Source organism: Mitsuaria sp. GD03876 (genome assembly GCF_029840635.1).
Taxonomy (GTDB): domain Bacteria; phylum Pseudomonadota; class Gammaproteobacteria; order Burkholderiales; family Burkholderiaceae_C; genus Roseateles.
Genome location: NZ_JAOCCU010000071.1, coordinates 1 through 18,438, shown reverse-complemented (window position 1 = coordinate 18,438; position 18,438 = coordinate 1). Strand labels below are relative to the sequence as shown.

The 18,438-nt window shown below is 71.7% G+C and carries 14 protein-coding genes; 5 read left to right on the top strand and 9 right to left on the bottom strand.

The features are described from left to right. The 6 genes from N5D62_RS27040 to N5D62_RS27015 all read right to left on the bottom strand — a co-directional run. Window positions 1-1,002, bottom strand: a 1,002-nt coding sequence (locus tag N5D62_RS27040) for a hypothetical protein (RefSeq protein ID WP_279761173.1), incomplete at its 3' end; no start/stop codon positions are given. 765 nt (window positions 1,003-1,767) lie between these two features. Next, window positions 1,768-4,269 carry a winged helix-turn-helix domain-containing protein gene (locus N5D62_RS27035; protein WP_279761172.1) on the bottom strand — a complete coding sequence of 834 codons (2,502 nt, stop codon included), beginning with the start codon at window positions 4,267-4,269 and terminating at the stop codon, window positions 1,768-1,770. 408 nt (window positions 4,270-4,677) lie between these two features. Beyond that, a complete protein-coding gene (locus N5D62_RS27030) occupies window positions 4,678-5,577 on the bottom strand; it encodes a hypothetical protein (protein WP_279761171.1) in 900 nt (299 codons plus the stop codon). Window positions 5,578-5,695: 118 nt separating this feature from the next. Continuing rightward, on the bottom strand, window positions 5,696-7,105 hold the full coding sequence (locus N5D62_RS27025) for an efflux transporter outer membrane subunit (RefSeq protein ID WP_279761170.1): 1,410 nt from the start codon (window positions 7,103-7,105) through the stop codon (window positions 5,696-5,698). After that, window positions 7,102-10,263, bottom strand: a complete 3,162-nt coding sequence (locus N5D62_RS27020) for a multidrug efflux RND transporter permease subunit (RefSeq protein ID WP_279761169.1) — start codon at window positions 10,261-10,263, stop codon at window positions 7,102-7,104. Before N5D62_RS27020 ends, N5D62_RS27025 begins: the two co-directional genes overlap by 4 nt. Window positions 10,264-10,277: 14 nt before the next feature. Next, window positions 10,278-11,504: an efflux RND transporter periplasmic adaptor subunit gene (locus N5D62_RS27015; protein ID WP_279761168.1), complete on the bottom strand. Its 1,227-nt coding sequence runs from the start codon at window positions 11,502-11,504 to the stop codon at window positions 10,278-10,280. A gap of 116 nt (window positions 11,505-11,620) precedes the next feature. On the opposite strand from N5D62_RS27015, the gene N5D62_RS27010 reads away from it, so the two are divergent. Both N5D62_RS27010 and N5D62_RS27005 read left to right on the top strand, forming a co-directional pair. Continuing rightward, window positions 11,621-12,331, top strand: a complete 711-nt coding sequence (locus tag N5D62_RS27010; RefSeq protein WP_279761167.1) for a response regulator — start codon at window positions 11,621-11,623, stop codon at window positions 12,329-12,331. Next, window positions 12,328-13,425 carry an ATP-binding protein gene (locus N5D62_RS27005; protein WP_279761165.1) on the top strand — a complete coding sequence of 366 codons (1,098 nt, stop codon included), beginning with the start codon at window positions 12,328-12,330 and terminating at the stop codon, window positions 13,423-13,425. Before N5D62_RS27010 ends, N5D62_RS27005 begins: the two co-directional genes overlap by 4 nt. Before the next feature lie 103 nt (window positions 13,426-13,528). On the opposite strand, the gene N5D62_RS27000 is transcribed toward N5D62_RS27005, so the two are convergent. Continuing rightward, a complete protein-coding gene (locus N5D62_RS27000; protein ID WP_279761164.1) occupies window positions 13,529-14,620 on the bottom strand; it encodes a glycosyltransferase in 1,092 nt (363 codons plus the stop codon). Window positions 14,621-14,819: 199 nt separating this feature from the next. On the opposite strand from N5D62_RS27000, the gene N5D62_RS26995 reads away from it, so the two are divergent. Both N5D62_RS26995 and N5D62_RS26990 read left to right on the top strand, forming a co-directional pair. After that, entirely contained in the window at window positions 14,820-15,338 is a 519-nt protein-coding gene (locus N5D62_RS26995) for a hypothetical protein (RefSeq protein WP_279761163.1), read from the top strand. Beyond that, entirely contained in the window at window positions 15,310-15,795 is a 486-nt protein-coding gene (locus N5D62_RS26990; protein ID WP_279761162.1) for a hypothetical protein, read from the top strand. The genes N5D62_RS26995 and N5D62_RS26990 overlap by 29 nt, the downstream gene beginning before the upstream one ends. Here N5D62_RS26990 and N5D62_RS26985 read toward each other — a convergent pair. After that, window positions 15,734-16,516 (bottom strand): SDR family NAD(P)-dependent oxidoreductase, encoded by a 783-nt coding sequence (locus N5D62_RS26985; protein ID WP_279761161.1) that lies wholly within the window; start codon window positions 16,514-16,516, stop codon window positions 15,734-15,736. The genes N5D62_RS26990 and N5D62_RS26985 overlap by 62 nt on opposite strands. Before the next feature lie 59 nt (window positions 16,517-16,575). Further along, complete coding sequence (locus N5D62_RS26980) at window positions 16,576-17,754, bottom strand: glutathione-dependent formaldehyde dehydrogenase (RefSeq protein ID WP_279761160.1); 1,179 nt, start codon at window positions 17,752-17,754, stop codon at window positions 16,576-16,578. A 221-nt stretch (window positions 17,755-17,975) separates the two neighbouring features. Here N5D62_RS26980 and N5D62_RS26975 point away from each other — a divergent pair, with 221 nt between their 5' ends. Continuing rightward, window positions 17,976-18,437 (top strand): YetF domain-containing protein, encoded by a 462-nt coding sequence (locus N5D62_RS26975; RefSeq protein ID WP_279761159.1) that lies wholly within the window; start codon window positions 17,976-17,978, stop codon window positions 18,435-18,437. The last annotated feature ends 1 nt before the right edge of the window (window position 18,438 follow it).

Here is an 18,438-nt window from a genome sequence, read left to right as displayed (position 1 = left end):
GTCGTTGAGCTGGTAGCAGGCGACCGTCAGCGCCAGCAGCGCGCCGCCGACCAGGCCCGCCACCGCCGCGTGCACGCCGGCCTGCGTCGCGCCGCGTTCGGTGCCGCTCATGCCGGGTTGCGTCAACACGCCCTGCAGCGCCTGCACGACGCCCAGCGCGATCAGCCCCGGCACCATCGTGTTGAAGATGCGGGTGTCGGCGCGTTCGGCCTGGCGGCCGAGTTCGTTGCGGGTGAACGGGTTGCGCAGGTCCAGGTGCAGGTGCCGCACGTGCGACGCGTCGGTCCGCTGCATCCGCGTGGCGGAGGCGGTGTCGACCAGGTGGTCCTCCACCGACGAGGTCAGCATGTTGGCCACGCCCGCGATCGCGCCGGCGCCGACCGCCAGTCCCCGCGGCGCGTTCCAGGCCGCGCGGCCGCCCAGCACCGCCTGCGACAGCAGCTGCGCCGTCATGTCGATCGCCGCGGCGGCGGCGCCGAAGGTGCCCCGCATCGCCGGCGTGATGTCGGACCCGCGCAGGTTGCGGCCCTCGGGCGGCTGCTGCACGGCCGGGTCGCCGTTGCCGACGTGCACCGTGTTGATCGCCGGGCGCAACGCCTCGCGGAACTGCGCCTGCAGGTGGGCGACGACCTGGATCGCGGCGGCGCCCTGGGCGACCGAGGCCAGCGCCGGGTTGCTGCGCGCGGCGACGGTGAGCCCCAGCGCGATCGCGTCGCCGCCCAGGATGCCGGCCGACTGCACGCCCTGCCAGACGCGGCGCGACAGGCTGTTGCCGGCCGACGCGGCGTCGCCGGAGAAGGCGCGGTTGGCCACCTCGCCGCCGCGTTCGCTGTGGACCTGCGAGGCGATGCGGCGGCCGACCGACCAGGCGGTCAACGCGGTCTGCACGGCCAGCGCCGCGTCGGGGTTGGACACGACGGCGCGCGCCACCTCCGGCGCGATCACGCCTTGCACGACGGTGCGCACCGCCGCGACCGGTCCCGCATGGCGCACGTTCTGCATCACGAAGAACGGGACCGCGCCCGCTTCGCGCGGCGCCGGACGGCGTTGCGCCTCGACGTCGGGCGACGCCGGCCGCGACTCGGTGGATGCCGAAACAGATGCCGATGACGAGGACGACGACGCCGCGGCGATCGAAGGCGTCGACACGGCCGAAGCGTTGGACGCATTCGAGACGTTCGACGCGTTCGAGCCGTTCGACGCGTTGGATGCGTTCGAGACGCCTGAGGCATTCGACGCGTTCGAGCCGTTGGAGACGACCGAGGCGGCCGAGGTGGTCGAGGTGGTCGAGGTGGTCGAACTGATCGATGCCCGCGGGGACGCTCGCAGTTGGTCGAGCGACTGGCGCGGCGGCAGCGCCGCCGTGGTGGTCGGACGCGAGGACCCGGCTTCGGCGTCGCGCCGCGCGCTCAGGCCCGGCAAGGCGGGCATGGTCGGCGAAGCCGGCCTGCCGGGCGCCGTGGGCGACGACGGAGAAGCCGGCGAGGACGACGGCGGCGATGGCTGCCGCGTCCGCGTCTCCAGTTCGATGACGGTGCCGTCGCCGCTGACGTTGGACGACGGGGACGGCCGCGCGGGCGGAAGGGTGATCGACATGACTGCGCCTCTGGAAAATGCGAGGCCCACTCTCGACAGCCCGGATGACCGCGCCGTGACGCGCCGGCCGGTGCGGCCATGGCTCCTGGCCAGGCGCTTCGCACCGGGACGCGCCGCTTCGCGCGGACGCCACTGCGTCCTAGACGCCCGTCACCCTGCCCATCCAGCGCCCTACTTGCCCAGCGCCGTCGCGACCCCCGCGGTCCGCGCCAGTGCCGCGGTCAGCGCGCGCGGTTCATCCCAGAGGCTGCCTTCCTCATGCAGCCGCGCCAGCGAGAACCCATCCAGCCGCGAGCGCAAGCGCTGCATCAGCCCGCCCCACGGCGGCACCGGATCGGCCCGCAGCGGCGAGTACGCCTGCCCCGCGTAGCCCATCAGCCGCGCCGCGTCGGCATCGCGGCCTTCCTCGAAGGCCAGCCAGGCGAAAACCGGCAGCAGCCGGTCGAAGTCGTCGCGCGCGCCGGCCCGCACCGCCTCGGGCGACACCAGCGTCGTCAGCACGTCCCGTGCCGACTCGGGCCGGCCCTCGGCCAGCAGCACCGCCGCCAGGCAGCCGTCCAGACGCCGGTGCTGCTCGCCGGTCGCCTCCGCGCGCCATTGCCGCACCAGCGCCGCCGACGGCAAGGCCTGCCCATGCCCCACCTGCAGCGTCAGCAACCGATGCAGGTCGTCCAGGATCCAGCGCGTGGCGCCGATCTCGCGCGCCAACCGCAGCGACGCGCACAGCGCCTCGTCGGCCTCGGCCGCCTGGCCCTCCACGCGCCACACATGCGCCCGCGCCGCCAGGCCCCACAGCGTCAGCCGCGCGCCCTGCTGGACCTCGCGCCGCGACGACAGCGCCACCAGCTCGCCGAGCGCATGGCGCATCGCGGCCTGGCTCAGCTCGCGGTCCTCGACGACCTGCCGGCACAAGGCCAGGAAACGCAGCACCGGGTCGTCGGCCGTCCGCGAGACGGTGACCGCGCGCCGGAACCAGACCGCCGCGCGCTTGGGATCGTGCGGCGCGAGCAGCCCCGCGTGGTCCAGGCAGAAGCGCGCCAGCGTCGCTTGCGGCAGGTCGGGCGGCAGCTCGGTCTCGAAGGCCGCGTGCCGCCAGCCGGCCTCGGCGTCCAGCGACAGCATCTCGAACAGCGCCCGCGAATGCGCGAGCAGCCCCAACCCCGAGGCCGGCGCCTGCGCCAGGCAGCCGTCGAGCGCCGCACGCACGTTGGCCAGTTCCGGCGCGAACTCGGCGATCCAGCGCGCGTCCGGCATCATCTGCAGCGCCCGTTCGGCGCGGTCGAACAGCTGGTCCATCGTGTGGGCGTGCTGGCGGCGCGCGATGTCGACCTCGCCCGCCTCCTCCAGCAGCAGCAGCCCGTAGGCGCGGATGCCGTCGAAGAGCCGGTAACGCGGCCGCTCGTCCCCGTCGACCTGCACCAGCGACTGGTCGACCAGCCCCTCCAGCGCCTCGGCCACCGACCAGGCGTCGAGTTGCCGGTCCGACAGCGCCGCGGCTGCCATCTCCAGCGTGAAGCCGCCCTCGAACGGCTGCAGCCGCCGCAGCACCAACTGCTCGGTCGCGTCCAGCAGCGCCAGGCTCGCGTCCATGCAGGCGCGCAGCGACTGGTGCCGGCGCGGCCCGGCCTGCGTGCCGCGCGTGAGCAGCCGGTAGCGGTCGCTGAGCCGCTCGCACAGCTGTTCGATGCCGAACATCGCCAGCCGGCCCGCCGCCAGCTGCAGCGCCAGCGGGATCCCGTCCAACCGCCGGCACAGGCCCACGACCTGCGCGACGTTGTGGGCGCCCAGCACGAACGGCTGGCCCTGCGCCCGCACCTGGTCGACGAACAGCGCGACCGCGCCATGCGCGAGCGCCTCGTCGACGCCGCAGCCCTCCTCCGGCACCGACAGCGGCGGCGTGCGCAGCACCCGCTCGCCGCGCACGCGCAGCACCTTGCGGCTGGTGGCCAGCAGCGTGACGCCCTCGGTGCCCTCGAGCACCGCGTGACAGAAGGTGGCGGTGCGCGCGGCCTCGGCCTCGACGTTGTCCAGCACCAGCAGCACCCGCATCGGGCGCAGCAGCGCCAGCAGCGTCTGCAGGTCGGTGCCGGGATCGAGCCCGAGCGCGGCCGCCACCGCGGGCAACGGCCCGCTGGGATGGTCGCCGTCCAGCAGGTCCACCCACAGCACGCCGTCGCGCGTCGCATGGCGGCGCTCATGCGCGCAGGCCAGCGCGAGGGTCGACTTGCCGATGCCCGGCGCGCCGACGACGGTCACCAGCCGGTGCCGTTCCAACCGGCTCAGCAGCGTGCGCACGTCGGTGCCGCGGTCGTGCACCGCCACCGGCATCGACGGCAAGGCGCGCGGACGGACCACCGGCAGCGCCGGATCGACCGGCCGGTCGGTCGATGCAATCGACGTGCCCGGCTCGTCCGCGGGCTGCAGCGGCAGCGCGAAGCGGTAACCCTGGCCGGCCACCGTGAGGATGGCCTCGCGGCCCAGCACGCGGCGCAGCGCCGACACATGGACCGCCGCGTTGTTCTCTTCCACCGCCTGGCCGGGCCAGACGCGGTTCAACAGCTCGTTCTTGGACACCACCTCGCCCCGTTGCGAGACCAGCACCGACAGCAGATCGATCTGCCGGCCGCTAAGCTGCACGGGCGCGCCCTCCGCCAGGAGGACGCGTGCGGCCATGTCAAGCACGAACCCTTCGAAGCGATAACGACTCGTCACTTCAACTGCCCTTCATGGCTGTCGCCGGCGGCAGGACCCTGCACGCCGTACGCCGCCGGTGCCGGCCGCGTCGAAGGCGCCGGCCCGGAAAACGGGCGCGAGTTTAAGGGTGCGTCATGACCCCGTCCAGAAAACCTGGGACGTTCCCCAGGGGGTCAGGCCTTGACAGCGTTGACTGTCGCGCACCACCCCGGGGCACGACGATCGCCGCCTTACGAAGGTCATGGGACGAAATGGCGCCGGCATGTCATGCGGCCGTCACGACGAGCGCGGGAGCCACGAACCGGGGCCGCGCGGCGCCGGCCGCCAGGGCCGTTCGCCAGGGCCGTTCGCCCGACCCTCCCGCCACGCGGCGCCCGGCCGGCGAGCTCAGCGCGGTCCGCCGAGGTCGTAGTTCCAGCGCAGCTCGGTGCCGGCGGGGATGTCCGCGCTCGCGCGGAACGCGTGGATGCGGGCGGACCAGCCGTGGCGCAGGCGCACCGCGAAGGACTCGCCCGTCACGTTGTAGCCCTCGGCCGGATGACCCGCGGGCCGGCCGTCCGCGTCGAACTCGAACAGCGTGTTCATCAGCGACATCAGGTTCTCGCCGTTGACGGCGACCTCCCCGATCGGCTCGGAGGCCGACATCAGGTAGCGGTCGTCGTCGAGCAGGAACAGGTCGACCTCGTCCAGCAGTTGCCCGCCGTAGACGCCGAGGCAAGTGCCGGCCGCGATGTCGGTCCGGGCGAACAGGCCCCATTGGCCGATGAGTTCCAGTTCCTCCGGCGCGCGCAGGTCCGCCGCGACGATGCGCCGCGGCTCCAGGTGGCGCAGCGCGTGCGCGGCGCGGGCTCGGCGGCTGACCCGCGGATCGGTGTAGGGCTCGACGTCGGCGAAGGCGAACGCGCGGTCCAGCACCTCGTCCACGTGCACGACGCCGTGGTCGGCATCGCGGAACGGCGGATCGCCGGCGTGCTCGCTCGCGTACTCGCGCCGCGCGACGCGCTCCCGATGGCCCAGCCGCACCTGCGCGAGCAGCGCGAGCCAGCGCTCCGTGCCATAGGCCATCAGCGCGAGCTGGCGGCCACGCTCGATGTCCGGCGTCGCGCCGCCGTCCTGGGGCATCAGCGCCAGGACGCGATGGCGGCAGGCCAGCACGTGGGTCATGTGGGCGCGGCGCCGCTGCGGGGAGTCCGGCATCGCGTCGATGCGCCGGTAGCCGTCCCACAGCCAGCGGTCCACGTCGGCCCGGTCCTGCGGGCGGGTCGCATCGGTGTGCATCGGCGGCATGGGCGGTCTCGGCGGGTCGATGGAGGCCCGAGTGTTCCCAGGCCCGCGGGACCGGCGCCGCGCCGGCGCGAAAGGACGCGCGGCGCGGCGAAGCGCGATCGTCCCGGGCCGGGCGCGGTCACCGCATCGCCAGGGTCCGTTCCTCCAGGCCGCCGCCGAGCGCCTTGTACAGCGCGATCGCGTTGCCGATCTCCTCCCGGCGCAGGTCGAGCACCGCCTGCCGGGCCGCGTACAGCTGGCGCTGCGCGTCCAGCACCTCCAGCCGGCTGTCGACGCCGGCCCGATAGCGGAGCTCCGCCAGCGACGCGCGGCGCGACGCGGCGTCGACCGCGCGCGACTGGGCCTCGGCCTGCCGCGCATAGCGTTCCTGGCCGGTCAGGCCGTCGGCCACCTCGCGGAACGCGGTCTGCACCGCGCGCTCGTACTCCAGCACCGCGGCGGACTTGCGAAGCTCGGCCAGCCGCACTTCCGTCCTCAGCTGGCCCGCGTTGAACAGCGGCTGCGTGATCTGCGGCGCGAAGGACCAGACACCGGTCCCGCTCTTGAACAGGTCCTTCAAGCCGGAACTGGCCGTCCCGACCGAGGCCGTCAGCGCGATGCGCGGGAACAGCGCGGCCCGCGCCGCGCCGATCTCCGCGTTGGCCGCGACCAGCGCGAGCTCGGCCTGCAGCAGGTCCGGCCGCCGCGTCAGCAGCTGCGACGGCAAGCCGGCCGGCAGCCGCGTGATCACCGACGCCGCCATCAGCGAGCTGCCCTCGGGCAAGTCATCCGGCAGCGCTTGCCCGATCAGCAGCGCCAGCGCGTGGGCGCGGCGCTCCGCCTCGCGCAGCCGCGCCTCGCGGTCGGCCTCCGAGGTGGCGACCTGCGCCTCGGCCTGCGCCAGTTCCAGCGCGCCGGTCTGCTCGGCCGCCTTGAGCTGGCGCACCAGCAGCAGCGAGCCGCGCCAGTCCTCCATCGTCCGCTCCGACAGCTCCAGCTGCGCCTGCGCGAGGCGCTCGGCGAAGTAGGCCTCGGCCACCGCGCCGACCAAGGCGATCTGCGCGGACCGCCGGCCCTGCTCCGACGCGAGGTAGCGCGACAACGCCGCCTCCGACTGCGCGCGGACCCGGCCGAACAGGTCGAGTTCGAAGGCGGTGACGCCGACGCTGACGCCGGCTTGCGTCTGCGTCATGGGCGTGCCGCCCGCCGACGTGCGCTCGCGGGTGTGGGTCGCGGTCGCGCCGACATGCGGCAGCTCGGCCGCCTTCTGGATGTCGTACTGCGCGCGCACCGCCTCGACGTTCAGCGCCGCCAGGCGCAGGTCGCGGTTGTTGACCAGCGCGATCTCGATCAGCCGCTGCAGCCGCGCGTCGTCGAACATCGACCGCCAGCCGATGTCGGCCGCCATCGCATCGCCGACCTCATGCGCGTGGCGCGGGTACTGCGCCGGCACCGGGCTGTCGGGGCGGGTCAGCGGCGGCGTCATCGCGCAGCCGCCGAGGACCGCGGCCAGCGCCGCGGCAAGGATCGAGTGATTCAGGCGCTTCATGCGTGTTCTCCGGCATCGGCGGTGGCAGAAGCCCCGGCTTCTGCGGCGGCGGGCTTGCGGCGGCCGCGCCAGGCGGCCACGCGCTCGTTCAGGCTCATGACGAAGACGAAGAACACCGGCACGAACAGCACCGCCAGCACCGTCGCGCTGAGCATGCCGCCGAGCACGCCGGTGCCGATCGCATGCTGCGTCTCGGCGCTCGCGCCCGAGGCCAGCACCAGCGGCACCACGCCCAGCACGAAGGCCAGCGACGTCATCAGGATCGGACGCAGCCGCATCCGCGCCGCGGTCACCACCGCGTCCACCAGGCCGACGCCCTCCTCGCGCAGTTGCTTGGCGAACTCGACGATCAGGATCGCGTTCTTCGCCGACAGGCCGATCACGGTGATCATCCCGACCTTGAAGAACACGTCGTTGGGCAGCCCGCGCAGGAGCACCGCGGCCACCGCGCCGATCAGGCCCAGCGGCACCACCAGCATCACCGACAGCGGGATGGACCAGCTCTCGTACAGCGCCGCCAGCACCAGGAACACCACCAGCATCGACAGCGCCAGCAGCATCGGCGCCTCGGCGGCCGATTCGCGCTCCTGCAGCGACTGGCCGGTCCACGCCACGGTGAAGCCCGGCGGCAGCTGGGTCACCAGGCGCTCCATCTCGGCCATCGCCTCGCCGCTGGAGGCCGGGTACATCGCGCTGCCGGAGATCCGCGCCGCGAGGTAGCCCTGGTGGCGCACCAGCTGCAGCGGCGCCTCGCTCCAGCTCGGATGCACGACCTCGGACAGGCGCACCAGGCCGCCGGCGCCGTTGCGCACCGTCAGCTTGAGCACGTCGTCGAGCTGCATCCGCGCCGGCGCGTCGGCCTGCACGATCACCTGCTGCATGCGGCCGCGGTTGGGGAAGTCGTTGACGTAGAGCGAGCCCATCGCCGTCGACAGCGTGTCGCTGATGTCGGAGAAGGACACGCCGAGCGCCTGCGCCTTCTGGCGGTCGATGTCGAGCTTGACGCTGGTGCCCGGCGGCAGCCCGTCCGGATAGACGCCGATCACCAGCTTGCTCTGCCCGGCCAGTTCCAGCAGCCTGGCCTGCGCCTGCTGCAGCGCCGCCACGCCCTGGTTGGCCTGGTCGATCAGCCGCATCGTGAAGCCGTAGGAATTGCCCAGCTCGTCGATCGCCGGCGGCATCAGGCTCATCACCAGGCCCTCGGTGCCGGCCATCGCGGCCTGCGCGCGGGCCGCCTCGTCGGCGGTCGTCGCCTCGCCGCGGTCCTTCCAGTCCTTCATCGTGGTGAAGGCCATCGCCGCGTTCGGGCCGCTGCCCGAGAAACCGAAGCCGACGATCGCCATGTTGCTGTCCACGCCCGGCCGCGTGGCCAGGTGCCGCTCGTAGGTGCGGATCGAATCCATGGTTCGCTCCGCGGTCGCCTCGGGCGGCAGCTGCAGCATCGTCATGAAGTAGCCCTGGTCCTCCTCCGGCAGGAAGGAGCTCGGCAGGATGCGCAGCGCCACGACCAGCAGGCCCGACAGCGCGACGAAGAGCAGCATCATCCGGCCGCTGCGCGCGACCAGCTTGACCACGCCGGACTCGTAGCGGCGGGTCAGCCGCTCGAAGCCCCGGTTGAACCAGCCGAAGAAGCCGCGCTTGTCGTGATGCCCCGCCGGGATGGGCTTGAGCAGCGTGGCGCACAGCGCCGGCGTCAGGCTCAGCGCCAGGAAGGCGGAGAACAGGATGGACACCGCCATCGACAGCGTGAACTGCTTGTAGATCACGCCGACCGAGCCGCTGGAGAAGGCCATCGGCAGGAACACCGCGGTCAGCACCAGCGTGATGCCGATGACGGCGCCGGTGATCTCCTTCATCGCCTTGATCGTGGCCTCGCGCGGGCCCAGGCCCTCCTCGGCCATCAGCCGCTCGACGTTCTCGACCACGACGATCGCGTCGTCCACGATGATCCCGATCGCCAGCACCATGCCGAACATCGTCAGCACGTTGACCGAGAAGCCGGCCAGCAGCATCACCGCCATCGTGCCCAGCAGCGCGATCGGCGCGACGATCGCCGGGATCAGCGTGTAGCGCACGTTCTGAAGGAACAGGTACATGACGAGGAAGACGAGCACCATCGCCTCGACCAGCGTCTGCACCACCTTCTCGATGGAGATCTTCACGAACGGCGCGGTCTGGAACGGCACCGCGTAGCTCAGGCCCGCGGGCAGCGTCGGCTTGAGCTGCTCGATGCGGTCCAGCACCGCCTGCGCGGTCTTCACCGCGTTGCCGCCGGGCGCCAGCTGCACCGCCAGCGCGGACGAGGTCTTGCCGTTCTCGCTGGTCATGAAGTTGTAGGTCTGCGCGCCCAGCTCCACGCGGGCGACATCGCCCAGCAGCAGCCGGGAACCGTCCTCGTTGGCGCGCAGCACGATGGCGGCGAAGGCCTCGGGCGACTCCAGCTGGCCCTGCACCGTCAGCGGCACGGACACGCGCTGGCCGCTCACCGTCGGGCCGTCGCCCAGCCGCCCGGGGGCGATCTGCACGTTCTGGCGCGCGATGGCGGCGCTGACGTCGGACATCGTCATCCCGAAGCCGATCAGCCGGGCCGGATCGACCCAGACGCGCAGCGCCTGCTCGGCGCCGAACAGCTGGACCTTGCCGACGCCCTCGATGCGGCGCAGTTCCTCGACGGTGTTGCGCGCGAGGTAGTCGCTGAGCGCGGTCTCGTCGGCGCGGCCGTCCTCGGACTTCAGGCTGATGATCATCAGGAAGCTGGAGGACGAGGACTCGACCAGCAGCCCGTTCTGGCGCACCACCTGCGGCAGGCGGGCCTCGACGGCCTTGATCTTGTTCTGCACGTCGACCTGCGCCATCGCGGGGTCGGTGCCGGGCTTGAAGTTGGCCGTGATCGCGGCCTGGCCCGAGGTGTCGGTCGAGGACTCGAAGTACAGCAGGTTCTTGACGCTGGAGAGCTCGCGCTCGATCAGGCTGACGACGCCGTCGTTCATCGCCTGCGGCGTGGCGCCCGGATAGGTGGCGGAGATCGTGACCGACGGCGGCGCGACGCTCGGGTAACGCGCCACGGGCAGCTGCGGAATCGCGATCAGCCCGAACAGCACGATGAACAGCGCGATGACCCACGCGAAGATGGGTCGCTGGATGAAGAACTGAGGCATGGCGGGCTCCGTCCTCAGCGCGCGATCGCGGCGGCGGAGGCCGCGGCGACCGGCGTGCCGGCGGCGGCCGGGGCGCTGGCGGCGTCCGCGGCCACCAGCTGGACCTTCACGCCGGCGCTGAGCCGGTCGGCGCCGGTGACGACGACCCGGTCGCCGGCGCGCAGCCCGTTGGCGACGCGGTACCGGCGTTCGGTCAGCTCGCCCAGCGTCACCGCCACCGGGCGGGCCTGGTCGGCGCCGTCGAGCACCCACACCTGGGCGCCGCCGGCGCCGCGCGACACCGCCTCCTGCGGCACCCGCAGCGCGGCGGCGTAGGTCGCCATCGGGATCTGTGCCCGGACGAACATGCCGGGCAGCAGTTCGCGGCGGGGGTTCTCGACCAGCACGCGCAGCAGCACGTCGCCGGTGCCGGCGTCCACCGACATGCCGGAGAACAGCACGCGGGCCGGCAGGTCCATCGGCTCGCCGCCGGACTGGAGCACGGTCACCGGCACGGCCGCGGTCGCGCGGCCTTTTCCCGGCGCGGCCGTCGCGGCCGTCGCGGCGCTCGCAGCTTCCAGCTGCCGGCGCACCGCGCCCAGCGCGGACGCGGGCTGGCGGACATCCACGTAGACCTGGTCGATCTGCACGATGCGGGCCATCGGCGCGCTGTCGTTGGCGGCGACCAGCGCGCCCTCGGTCTGCAGCGCCTGGTCGATGCGGCCGGCGATCGGCGCGTCGACGGTGGAGAAGGCGACGTCGAGCTTGCGGCGCTCATGCGTCGCGCGCGCCTGCGCCACGTCGGCGGCGGCCAGGTCGCGTTCGGTGACGGCGTCGTCGTAGGACTGGCGGCTGACCGCCTCGGCCCGCGCCAGCGGCGCCAGGCGGTCCACCTGTTGCTGCGTGCGGGCCAGCGAGGCCTCGGCCCGCTTGAGCGCGGCGGCGGCGACTGAGGCCTCGGCCTTGAACGGCGCGGCGTTGATCGCGAACAGCGCCTGTCCGGCCCGCACCTCGGCGCCTTCCTCGAACAGGCGGCGCTGCACGATGCCGCTGACCTGCGGACGGATCTCCGCCACGCGCAGCGCGGCGACGCGGCCGGGGAAGACTTCGGTGACGGTGAGCGGTTCGGCCTTGAGCGTCGTGACGGTCACGGGCGGCGGCGGCGCGGGCGGCGTCTCGTAGCCTTCCATGCCGCAGGCGGACAGCAGCGCCGCGGTCAGGGCGAGCACGCCGTGCCGGATCGCGGGCGTTCGTTGGTTCATGGGGATGGGATGGTCTTGCTTCACAACCCCGGAGTCTGGAAGGCGTCGATGGAGGGGGCGCCGAGGTTGCATGGAGATTCGGTGGATCGGCGCGAGCCGGGCCAAAATCCGGCCCCATGACGGATACCCTGAACAGTTCGCTCGTGCTGATCGTCGAGGACGAGCCCGAGATCGCCGACATCCTGCAGGCCTACCTCGAGCGCGAGGGCCTGCGCACCGCGCGCGCCACCGACGGCCGGCGCGGGCTGGAGTTCCACCAGTCGCTCAAGCCCGACCTGGTGCTGCTGGACGTGCAGATGCCGCTGCTGGACGGCTGGCAGGTGCTGGCCGCGATCCGCCAGCGCGGCGACACGCCGGTGATCATGCTGACCGCGCTGGACCAGGACGTCGACAAGCTGACCGGGCTGCGCATCGGCGCCGACGACTACGTCGTCAAGCCGTTCAACCCGGCCGAGGTCGCGGCCCGCGTGCACGCGGTGCTGCGCCGCGCCGGCCGGCCCAGCCGCCCGCCCGGGCAGGTGCTGCGGGTCGCGCCGTTCGAGATCGACCAGGAGAACCACGTCGCCACCGTCGAGGCCGGCGGCGCGGTGCATCCACTGGCGCTGACGCTGACGGAGTTCCGGCTGCTGGCCGAGATGGCGCGCCATCCCAAGCGCGCCTACACGCGCGCGGAGCTGCTCGAGGCCTGCCTGCCCGAGGGCGACGCGCTCGAGCGCACGGTGGACAGCCACATCAGCAAGCTGCGCAAGAAGCTGGAGGACCTCGGCGTCGAGGGCGTGCCGGCCAGCGTGCGCGGCGTCGGCTATCGCTTCCGGGGCGTGGAATGACGGTCGACACCGCCCCCAGCGCGCAGATCGCCGGCGGCCTGAGCCGCGAGATCGTCCGCTCGATGATGATGGTCGCGTTCTGGGTCACGCTGATGGTGATCGCGACCTCGTTCGCGTTCTATTACGTGCTGTCCCAGGTCCGGCCGGAGCTGATGGAGACGGACAACTGGGAGATCTCCTCGCCCGAGATCGTCTGGATGGTGATGACCACGATCGCGGCGATGACCGGCGCGGCCTGGGTGGCGTCGCGGCTGGCGCGGCGCATCCTGGTGCCGTTGAACTCGGTGGCCGACTGCATCCAGCGCGTCGCCGCCGGCGACCTGAGCGCGCGCGCGGTGGGCGGCGACCTGCAGCTGGGCGAGGCGTCGCGGCTGGCGGAGGACTTCAACTCGATGGCCGACCAGCTCGAGCGCATCACGCACGAGAAGGCGCAGTGGAACGCCGCGATCGCGCACGAGCTGCGCACGCCGGTGACCATCCTGCGGGGCCGGCTGCAGGGACTGGCCGACGGCGTGTTCGATCCGTCCGAGGAGCAGTTCCGCAAGCTGCTCGCGCAGGTCGAGGGCCTGACCCGGCTGATCGAGGACCTGCGCACGCTGGGCCTGTCCGAGAGCGGCCACCTGCATTTGCAGATCGTCGAGACCGACCTGGGCGAGGAAGTGCGCAAGGTGGTCGACGTGTACGAGCACACGCTGGCGGCGGCCGGGCAGCGCTTCGAGCTGGACCTGCCGCCGACGCGCGCGCACTGCGATCCGGTGCGGCTGCGGCAGGTGCTGCTGGCGCTGCTGGAGAACGCGAAGAAATACGCCGTGCCGGGCGTGGTGCGGGTGCATGCGGGCGTGGCCGACGGCACCTGCGTGCTGCGCGTCGAGGACGAGGGGCCCGGCGTGCCGGCGGCGGTGGCGCAACGGGTCTTCGAGGCCTTCTGGCGCGCGGACAGCTCCCGCTCGCGCGACAGCGGGGGCAGCGGACTGGGACTGGCGGTGGTCGGCGCGATCGCGCGGGCGCACCGGGGTCACGCGGTCTGCGTGCCCTCGCCGCTGGGCGGCACCGCCATCGAGCTGACCTGGCCCGACGCGCCGGCGCCGGATTGAAGGACGCCCCGCCGGACGGCGGGGCCGAGCGCCAGATCGGCGGGCTCGCCGGAACCGTCATCAGCGCGGGATTGGCCCGCCCTCGGACGTCGGGGTTCGGCCCTCAGGCGAAGGAGCGTCCCAGCGAGGTGTCAGCCTCGGTCGACGCCTCCTCGGACGGCAGCAGCGCGCGATAGAACGACTCGATGCGGGCGACGGCCGCGTCGCGGTCGTAGAGCCCCATGTCGTACATGACCCGGCGGCGGCTGAATCGGCGCACATGGCCGGGCAGGCGCAGGCCGCGGATGCTGGCCTGCAGCGCGGTGCCCAGCGCGGTGATGTCCTCGCAGTCGACCAGCGTCGCCGGGGCGTCGCCCAGCAACTGCTGCAGGCCCTGCGTGCGGGTGGCCACGATCGGCAGGCCGGCGCGCATCGCTTCGAGCACCGCCAGCGGCAGCGCCTCCTCGCGCGACGGGGACACGAACAGGTCCATGTCCTCGAGCGCGGCGTCGACGTCCGACCGGAAGCCCAGGAAGCGGATCCCCGGATGGCCGCCGGCCAGGCGCCTGAGCTGCCGTTCCTGCGGCCCCTCCCCCAGGATGGCCAGCACCGCGTGGCCGGGCGCGTACTGCGCGAAGGCGCGGATCAGCAGGTCGATGCCCTTGCTGGGGTGCAGCCGCGCGACGGTGCCCACGAGGACCTGGTCGTCGCCCAGGCGCAGCCGCTCGCGCAGGCGCGGTCCGGGCGTGGCGTTCGTCATCGGACGCGGCGGCCAGTTGTAGACGACGCGCGCCGCGCCGAGGTAGGTGCCCAGCGTCGCCCACTGGTCGCGGTTGACGCAGACCAGGCCGTCCAGGCGCTCGTGCTGGTGCGGCTTGTAGCCGACGTGCAGCGTGCCGAAGCGCATCGGGCCGTCGCAGCGCGCGACGGCCTTGCAGGCCGGGCCGAGGTGCCCGTGGCAGATGTCGGCGCCCAGCCGCCGCGCCAGCGCGTCCAGTCGCGGGCCGCGCAGCAGCGGCAACGGCAGCGCGTGATGGCCGACGTTGGCAGGCATCGCGCGCAGCAGCGCGGTGCTGCCGCCGGTGACGACGTGGACCTGGTGACCGGCATCGGCCTGCGCGCCGGCGAGGTCGAGCGCATGGCGCTCGGCGCCGGCCAGGCGGGACGAGAAGACGACGTGGACGATCGTCAGCGGCGGGGGCGTGGCGGGGATCATGGCGGCCAGTCTGGGCCGCCGGTGTGGATCGTCGGTGGATGAAGGATGGAGGGTCGATGGAGAACATCCGTCCCTCGAAGGTGGGCCCTCCTCGCCTCCCCCGAGGGCCACCAGTTTGAGTCATGGCAAGCCGCGACGCGATTTCGAGAATGGGCGCCTGCCATCGACATGGGGTCGGCGGCGATGAAAGGCAGCAGCGATGTTGAATCCCGTCGAATGCATGGAAGAGCCGCCGCCGGTGGCGCCTCCGTCCCCCACGCGCCGCCCGCGGCCCGGCGCGGTCTGGGTCCACAGCAAGGGCCAGCCGCCCTACGAGTTCTGCCCTTACAAGGACCCCTGCTCACCGCACGAGTGGCCGTACAACCTCGAAGTGCTGCGAGGCACCGAGGACTACGAAGACATCCTCGCGTGGTTCTTCAAGAAGCAACCCGACGTGCTGCGCGAGGAGATCTCACTCTTCTTGACTCTGCTCGATGAGTACGTCGGCCCACGCTCCATCACTGTCGCGGTCTCTCAAGACATGGACACCGGTTGCTACCACCTCCTGTTCACGGTGTGGGACCTGCTGGCAGAGCGTCCTGACGACGAGCCGGCTGCCCTGCGCGCGTTCGATCGCCGCTGGCTCGGTATCCCTGCCCTGGGCAATCTGCTCTGCAAGGTGCTCATTCGTTGGAGGGAGTCCTCCTTTGATGGGCAGCGCCGTCGTCGATCGGAGTAAATCCATGCTCGGAAAGGCCTTCAATGCAGAGCAGGTGCTAGATCTGGCGGAAAGCCTGTCAACGCATGGCGGAGAAGCGCAGGGACGCTGCGCGATCTCCCGTGCGTACTACGGTGCATTTCTTCTTGCCCGCGACATCGCCCACATCAACGACAAGACATCTCAAGCGCACGCGAAGACATGGCGACATTACGTCGACAAGGGCGAGAAGGATCTGGCCAGGGATCTTTGGGGCCTTCGGGACGCGCGAAACAAGGCGGACTACAACACCGACGTCAACCTTTCCGGAGAGGACTGCCGCAAGGCCCTGCAGGCGTGCCGCCGAGTTCACGCGGCCTTGAAGCGCATAGCAGGTCGGGAACGATACCGAACCCTGTCTCTCACCTCATCCCACCTCACGCCTTCCCCGGCTCCGCCATCTTCCGATGCTGTTCCGCCAGCACCGAATCCGGCGTGACATGCGTGAGCGCCGCCTGCAGCTTGTTCTTCCATCCCGCGACCACGCCGGCCTCGCCGTCGGCCATTGCGTCGTAGCCGGTCTTCGCGACCTCCTCGGGCGGCTGCTTCTTGTCGGTGCCGACCTTGGTGTCCATCAGCGCCGCGCGCTGGAAGAACTCCGTATCCGTCGGACCCGGCATCAGCACCGTCACCGTCACGTTCGTGTCCTTGAGCTCATTGCGCAACGCATAGGCGAAGGAATCGATGAAGGCCTTGGTCCCGTTGTAGACCGCCTGGAAGGTGCCGGGCATCAGGCCGGCGATCGAGCCGGTGATGAGGATCTTCCCGGCATTGCGCTCCCGCATCGTCTTGCCCACGCGCTGGATCAGGTCGAGCGTCCCGGTGATGTTGGTGTCGATCACATGGCGCACCGCGTTGAAGTCCTGGTCCAGGAATGCATGCCCCAGCCCATGCCCGGCATTGGCGAGCAACGCCGCCACCTCCCGTCCGCCGATCGCCGCGTGCAGCGCATCGACGCCCTGCGGCGTGGCCAGATCGGCCTGCACCGTCTCCACCTGCGCGCCCTCGGCCCGGCAGGCCGCCGCCGCATCGTCGAGCGGCCGATCGGCGGCGATCAGCACGTTGTAGCCATGGCGCGCGCATTCGAGCGCCAGTTCGCGCCCGATGCCGGAGGACGCGCCGGTGATCACGGCCAGGGGCCGAGCGGAAATCGCATTCATGAAGCACTCCTTGATGTCGAAACCGGAAGCGGCCGCCGCCGACGAACCATCGCCCCGCCTCAGCTGAGCCCGAACGGCGTCAGCACCACCTTGCGGCAGTCCTCTTCCTTCTTGTTGAAGATCTCGTAGCCGCGCGCCGCCTCGATCAACGGCAGGCGATGGCTGATGATCACGTCCGGCTTCAGCGTCCCTTTCTCGATCGCGCCGAGCAACTCGGGCATGAAGCGTTGCGCATGCGTCTGCCCGCTGGCGAAGCTCAGGCCCTTCTCGAACGCATCGCCGAACAGGAAGCCGTGGATGAACCCGGCATAGACGCCGGGCACGCTGACGGTGCCGCCACGCCGCGTCGCCGCGATGGCCCAGCGCAGCGAGGTGCCGCTCGAGCCTTCGAGCTTGAGCGTCGACAGCACCGTCTCCACCGTGCTGCCCTTGGCCTCGAACCCGACCGCGTCGATCGACGCATCCACCCCGCGGTGGTCGGTCTGCTCGACGATCACCTGCGCCGGATCGTCGATCTGGTCGAAGTTGATCGGCAGCACGCCGTAGGTCTCCTTCGCGAACGCCAGCCGGTAGGGGTGGTGGTCGATCATGAAGATCCGCTCCGCGCCCATCATCCGGGCGCAGGCGGCGCTCATCATGCCGACCGGACCGGCGCCGAAGATCGCCACGGACGACCCCGGCGTGATCTGCGCGTTCAAGGCCGCCTGGTAGCCGGTGGGCAGGATGTCCGACAGGAACAGCACCTGTTCGTCGCTCAGCGAACTGTCCGGAATGACCAGCGGCCCGATGTTCGCCTTGGGCACGCGCACGTACTGCGCCTGTCCGCCCGGATACCCGCCATACAGATGGCTGTAGCCGAACAGCCCCGCGCCCGGCCGGATGTCCTTCTTGTTGAGGATCGCGCCGCGGCCCGGGTTGGTGGTCTCGCAGGCGGCGAACAGCTTGCGGCCGCAGAAGAAGCAGTCGCCGCACGAGATCGTGAACGGGACGACGACCCGATCCCCTTTCTTCACACTGGTGACTCCCCGCCCCACCTCCTCCACGACGCCCATGAACTCGTGGCCGAGGATGTCCCCGTCCTTCATGTCGGGGATCTTTCCCCGGTAGATATGAAGGTCGGAGCCGCAGATCGCCGTGGCGGTCACGCGCAGCAGGATGTCGTCGTCGGCGGCGAGCACCGGATCGGGCACCGTCTCGACGCGCACGTCGTGGGCACCGTGGTAGGTCAGGGCAAGCATGGGAGGCCTTTCATCGCGATGACAGCGGTTGTCCGTGACGACGTGGCAACCCGAACTCCCGATGCCGCGATGCCCGGCGCGACGCGGACCGGCGCGTTCGCATTCGCTGCCGAAGCGTTGACGGCAAGGAATCGCGCTTCTCGCCGGACGGGACCGGCTTGGGCATCGCCATTGCCTTCCGACGATGTCGCCGACGCACGCTTCAAAAGGAGAGTCACACGATGTTCGACCTGCACGTCAGCCCCTGGGAACTGCTCGCACGCGCCGCGCTGATCTACTTCGCGCTGTTCCTGATGGTGCGGCTCTCCGGCAAGCGGACCGTCGGCCAGTTCACGCCGTTCGACCTGCTGGTGGTCATGCTGCTGAGCGAGGCGGTCAGCAACGCGCTGAGCGGTGGCGACGACTCGGTGGCTGGCGCCTGGATCCTCGCCGCGGCATTGATCGCGATGAACGGCCTGCTCGGTTTCATCGGCTCGCGCAGCAAGCGGCTCGAGCGGCTGCTGGAGGGCTCGCCGGTGCTGATCGGGCGGGACGGCCAATGGTTCCCGGAGGTGCTGCGCCGCCATCGCCTGGGGACGCTGGACGTGGAGAAGGCACTGCGCGAGGCCGACTGCTCGCTGGGCGACCTGAAGCTGGCGATCCTCGAGAGCGACGGCAGCATCAGCATCCTCAAGAAGTCCTGAC

Coding starts and splice junctions, on each gene's coding strand:
- N5D62_RS27035 (WP_279761172.1), bottom strand. CDS start 4,269: ATGGCCGCACGCGTCCTCCTGGCGGAGGGCGCGCCCGTGCAGCTTAGC.
- N5D62_RS27030 (WP_279761171.1), bottom strand. CDS start 5,577: ATGCCGCCGATGCACACCGATGCGACCCGCCCGCAGGACCGGGCCGAC.
- N5D62_RS27025 (WP_279761170.1), bottom strand. CDS start 7,105: ATGAAGCGCCTGAATCACTCGATCCTTGCCGCGGCGCTGGCCGCGGTC.
- N5D62_RS27020 (WP_279761169.1), bottom strand. CDS start 10,263: ATGCCTCAGTTCTTCATCCAGCGACCCATCTTCGCGTGGGTCATCGCG.
- N5D62_RS27015 (WP_279761168.1), bottom strand. CDS start 11,504: ATGAACCAACGAACGCCCGCGATCCGGCACGGCGTGCTCGCCCTGACC.
- N5D62_RS27010 (WP_279761167.1), top strand. CDS start 11,621: ATGACGGATACCCTGAACAGTTCGCTCGTGCTGATCGTCGAGGACGAG.
- N5D62_RS27005 (WP_279761165.1), top strand. CDS start 12,328: ATGACGGTCGACACCGCCCCCAGCGCGCAGATCGCCGGCGGCCTGAGC.
- N5D62_RS27000 (WP_279761164.1), bottom strand. CDS start 14,620: ATGATCCCCGCCACGCCCCCGCCGCTGACGATCGTCCACGTCGTCTTC.
- N5D62_RS26995 (WP_279761163.1), top strand. CDS start 14,820: ATGTTGAATCCCGTCGAATGCATGGAAGAGCCGCCGCCGGTGGCGCCT.
- N5D62_RS26990 (WP_279761162.1), top strand. CDS start 15,310: ATGGGCAGCGCCGTCGTCGATCGGAGTAAATCCATGCTCGGAAAGGCC.
- N5D62_RS26985 (WP_279761161.1), bottom strand. CDS start 16,516: ATGAATGCGATTTCCGCTCGGCCCCTGGCCGTGATCACCGGCGCGTCC.
- N5D62_RS26980 (WP_279761160.1), bottom strand. CDS start 17,754: ATGCTTGCCCTGACCTACCACGGTGCCCACGACGTGCGCGTCGAGACG.
- N5D62_RS26975 (WP_279761159.1), top strand. CDS start 17,976: ATGTTCGACCTGCACGTCAGCCCCTGGGAACTGCTCGCACGCGCCGCG.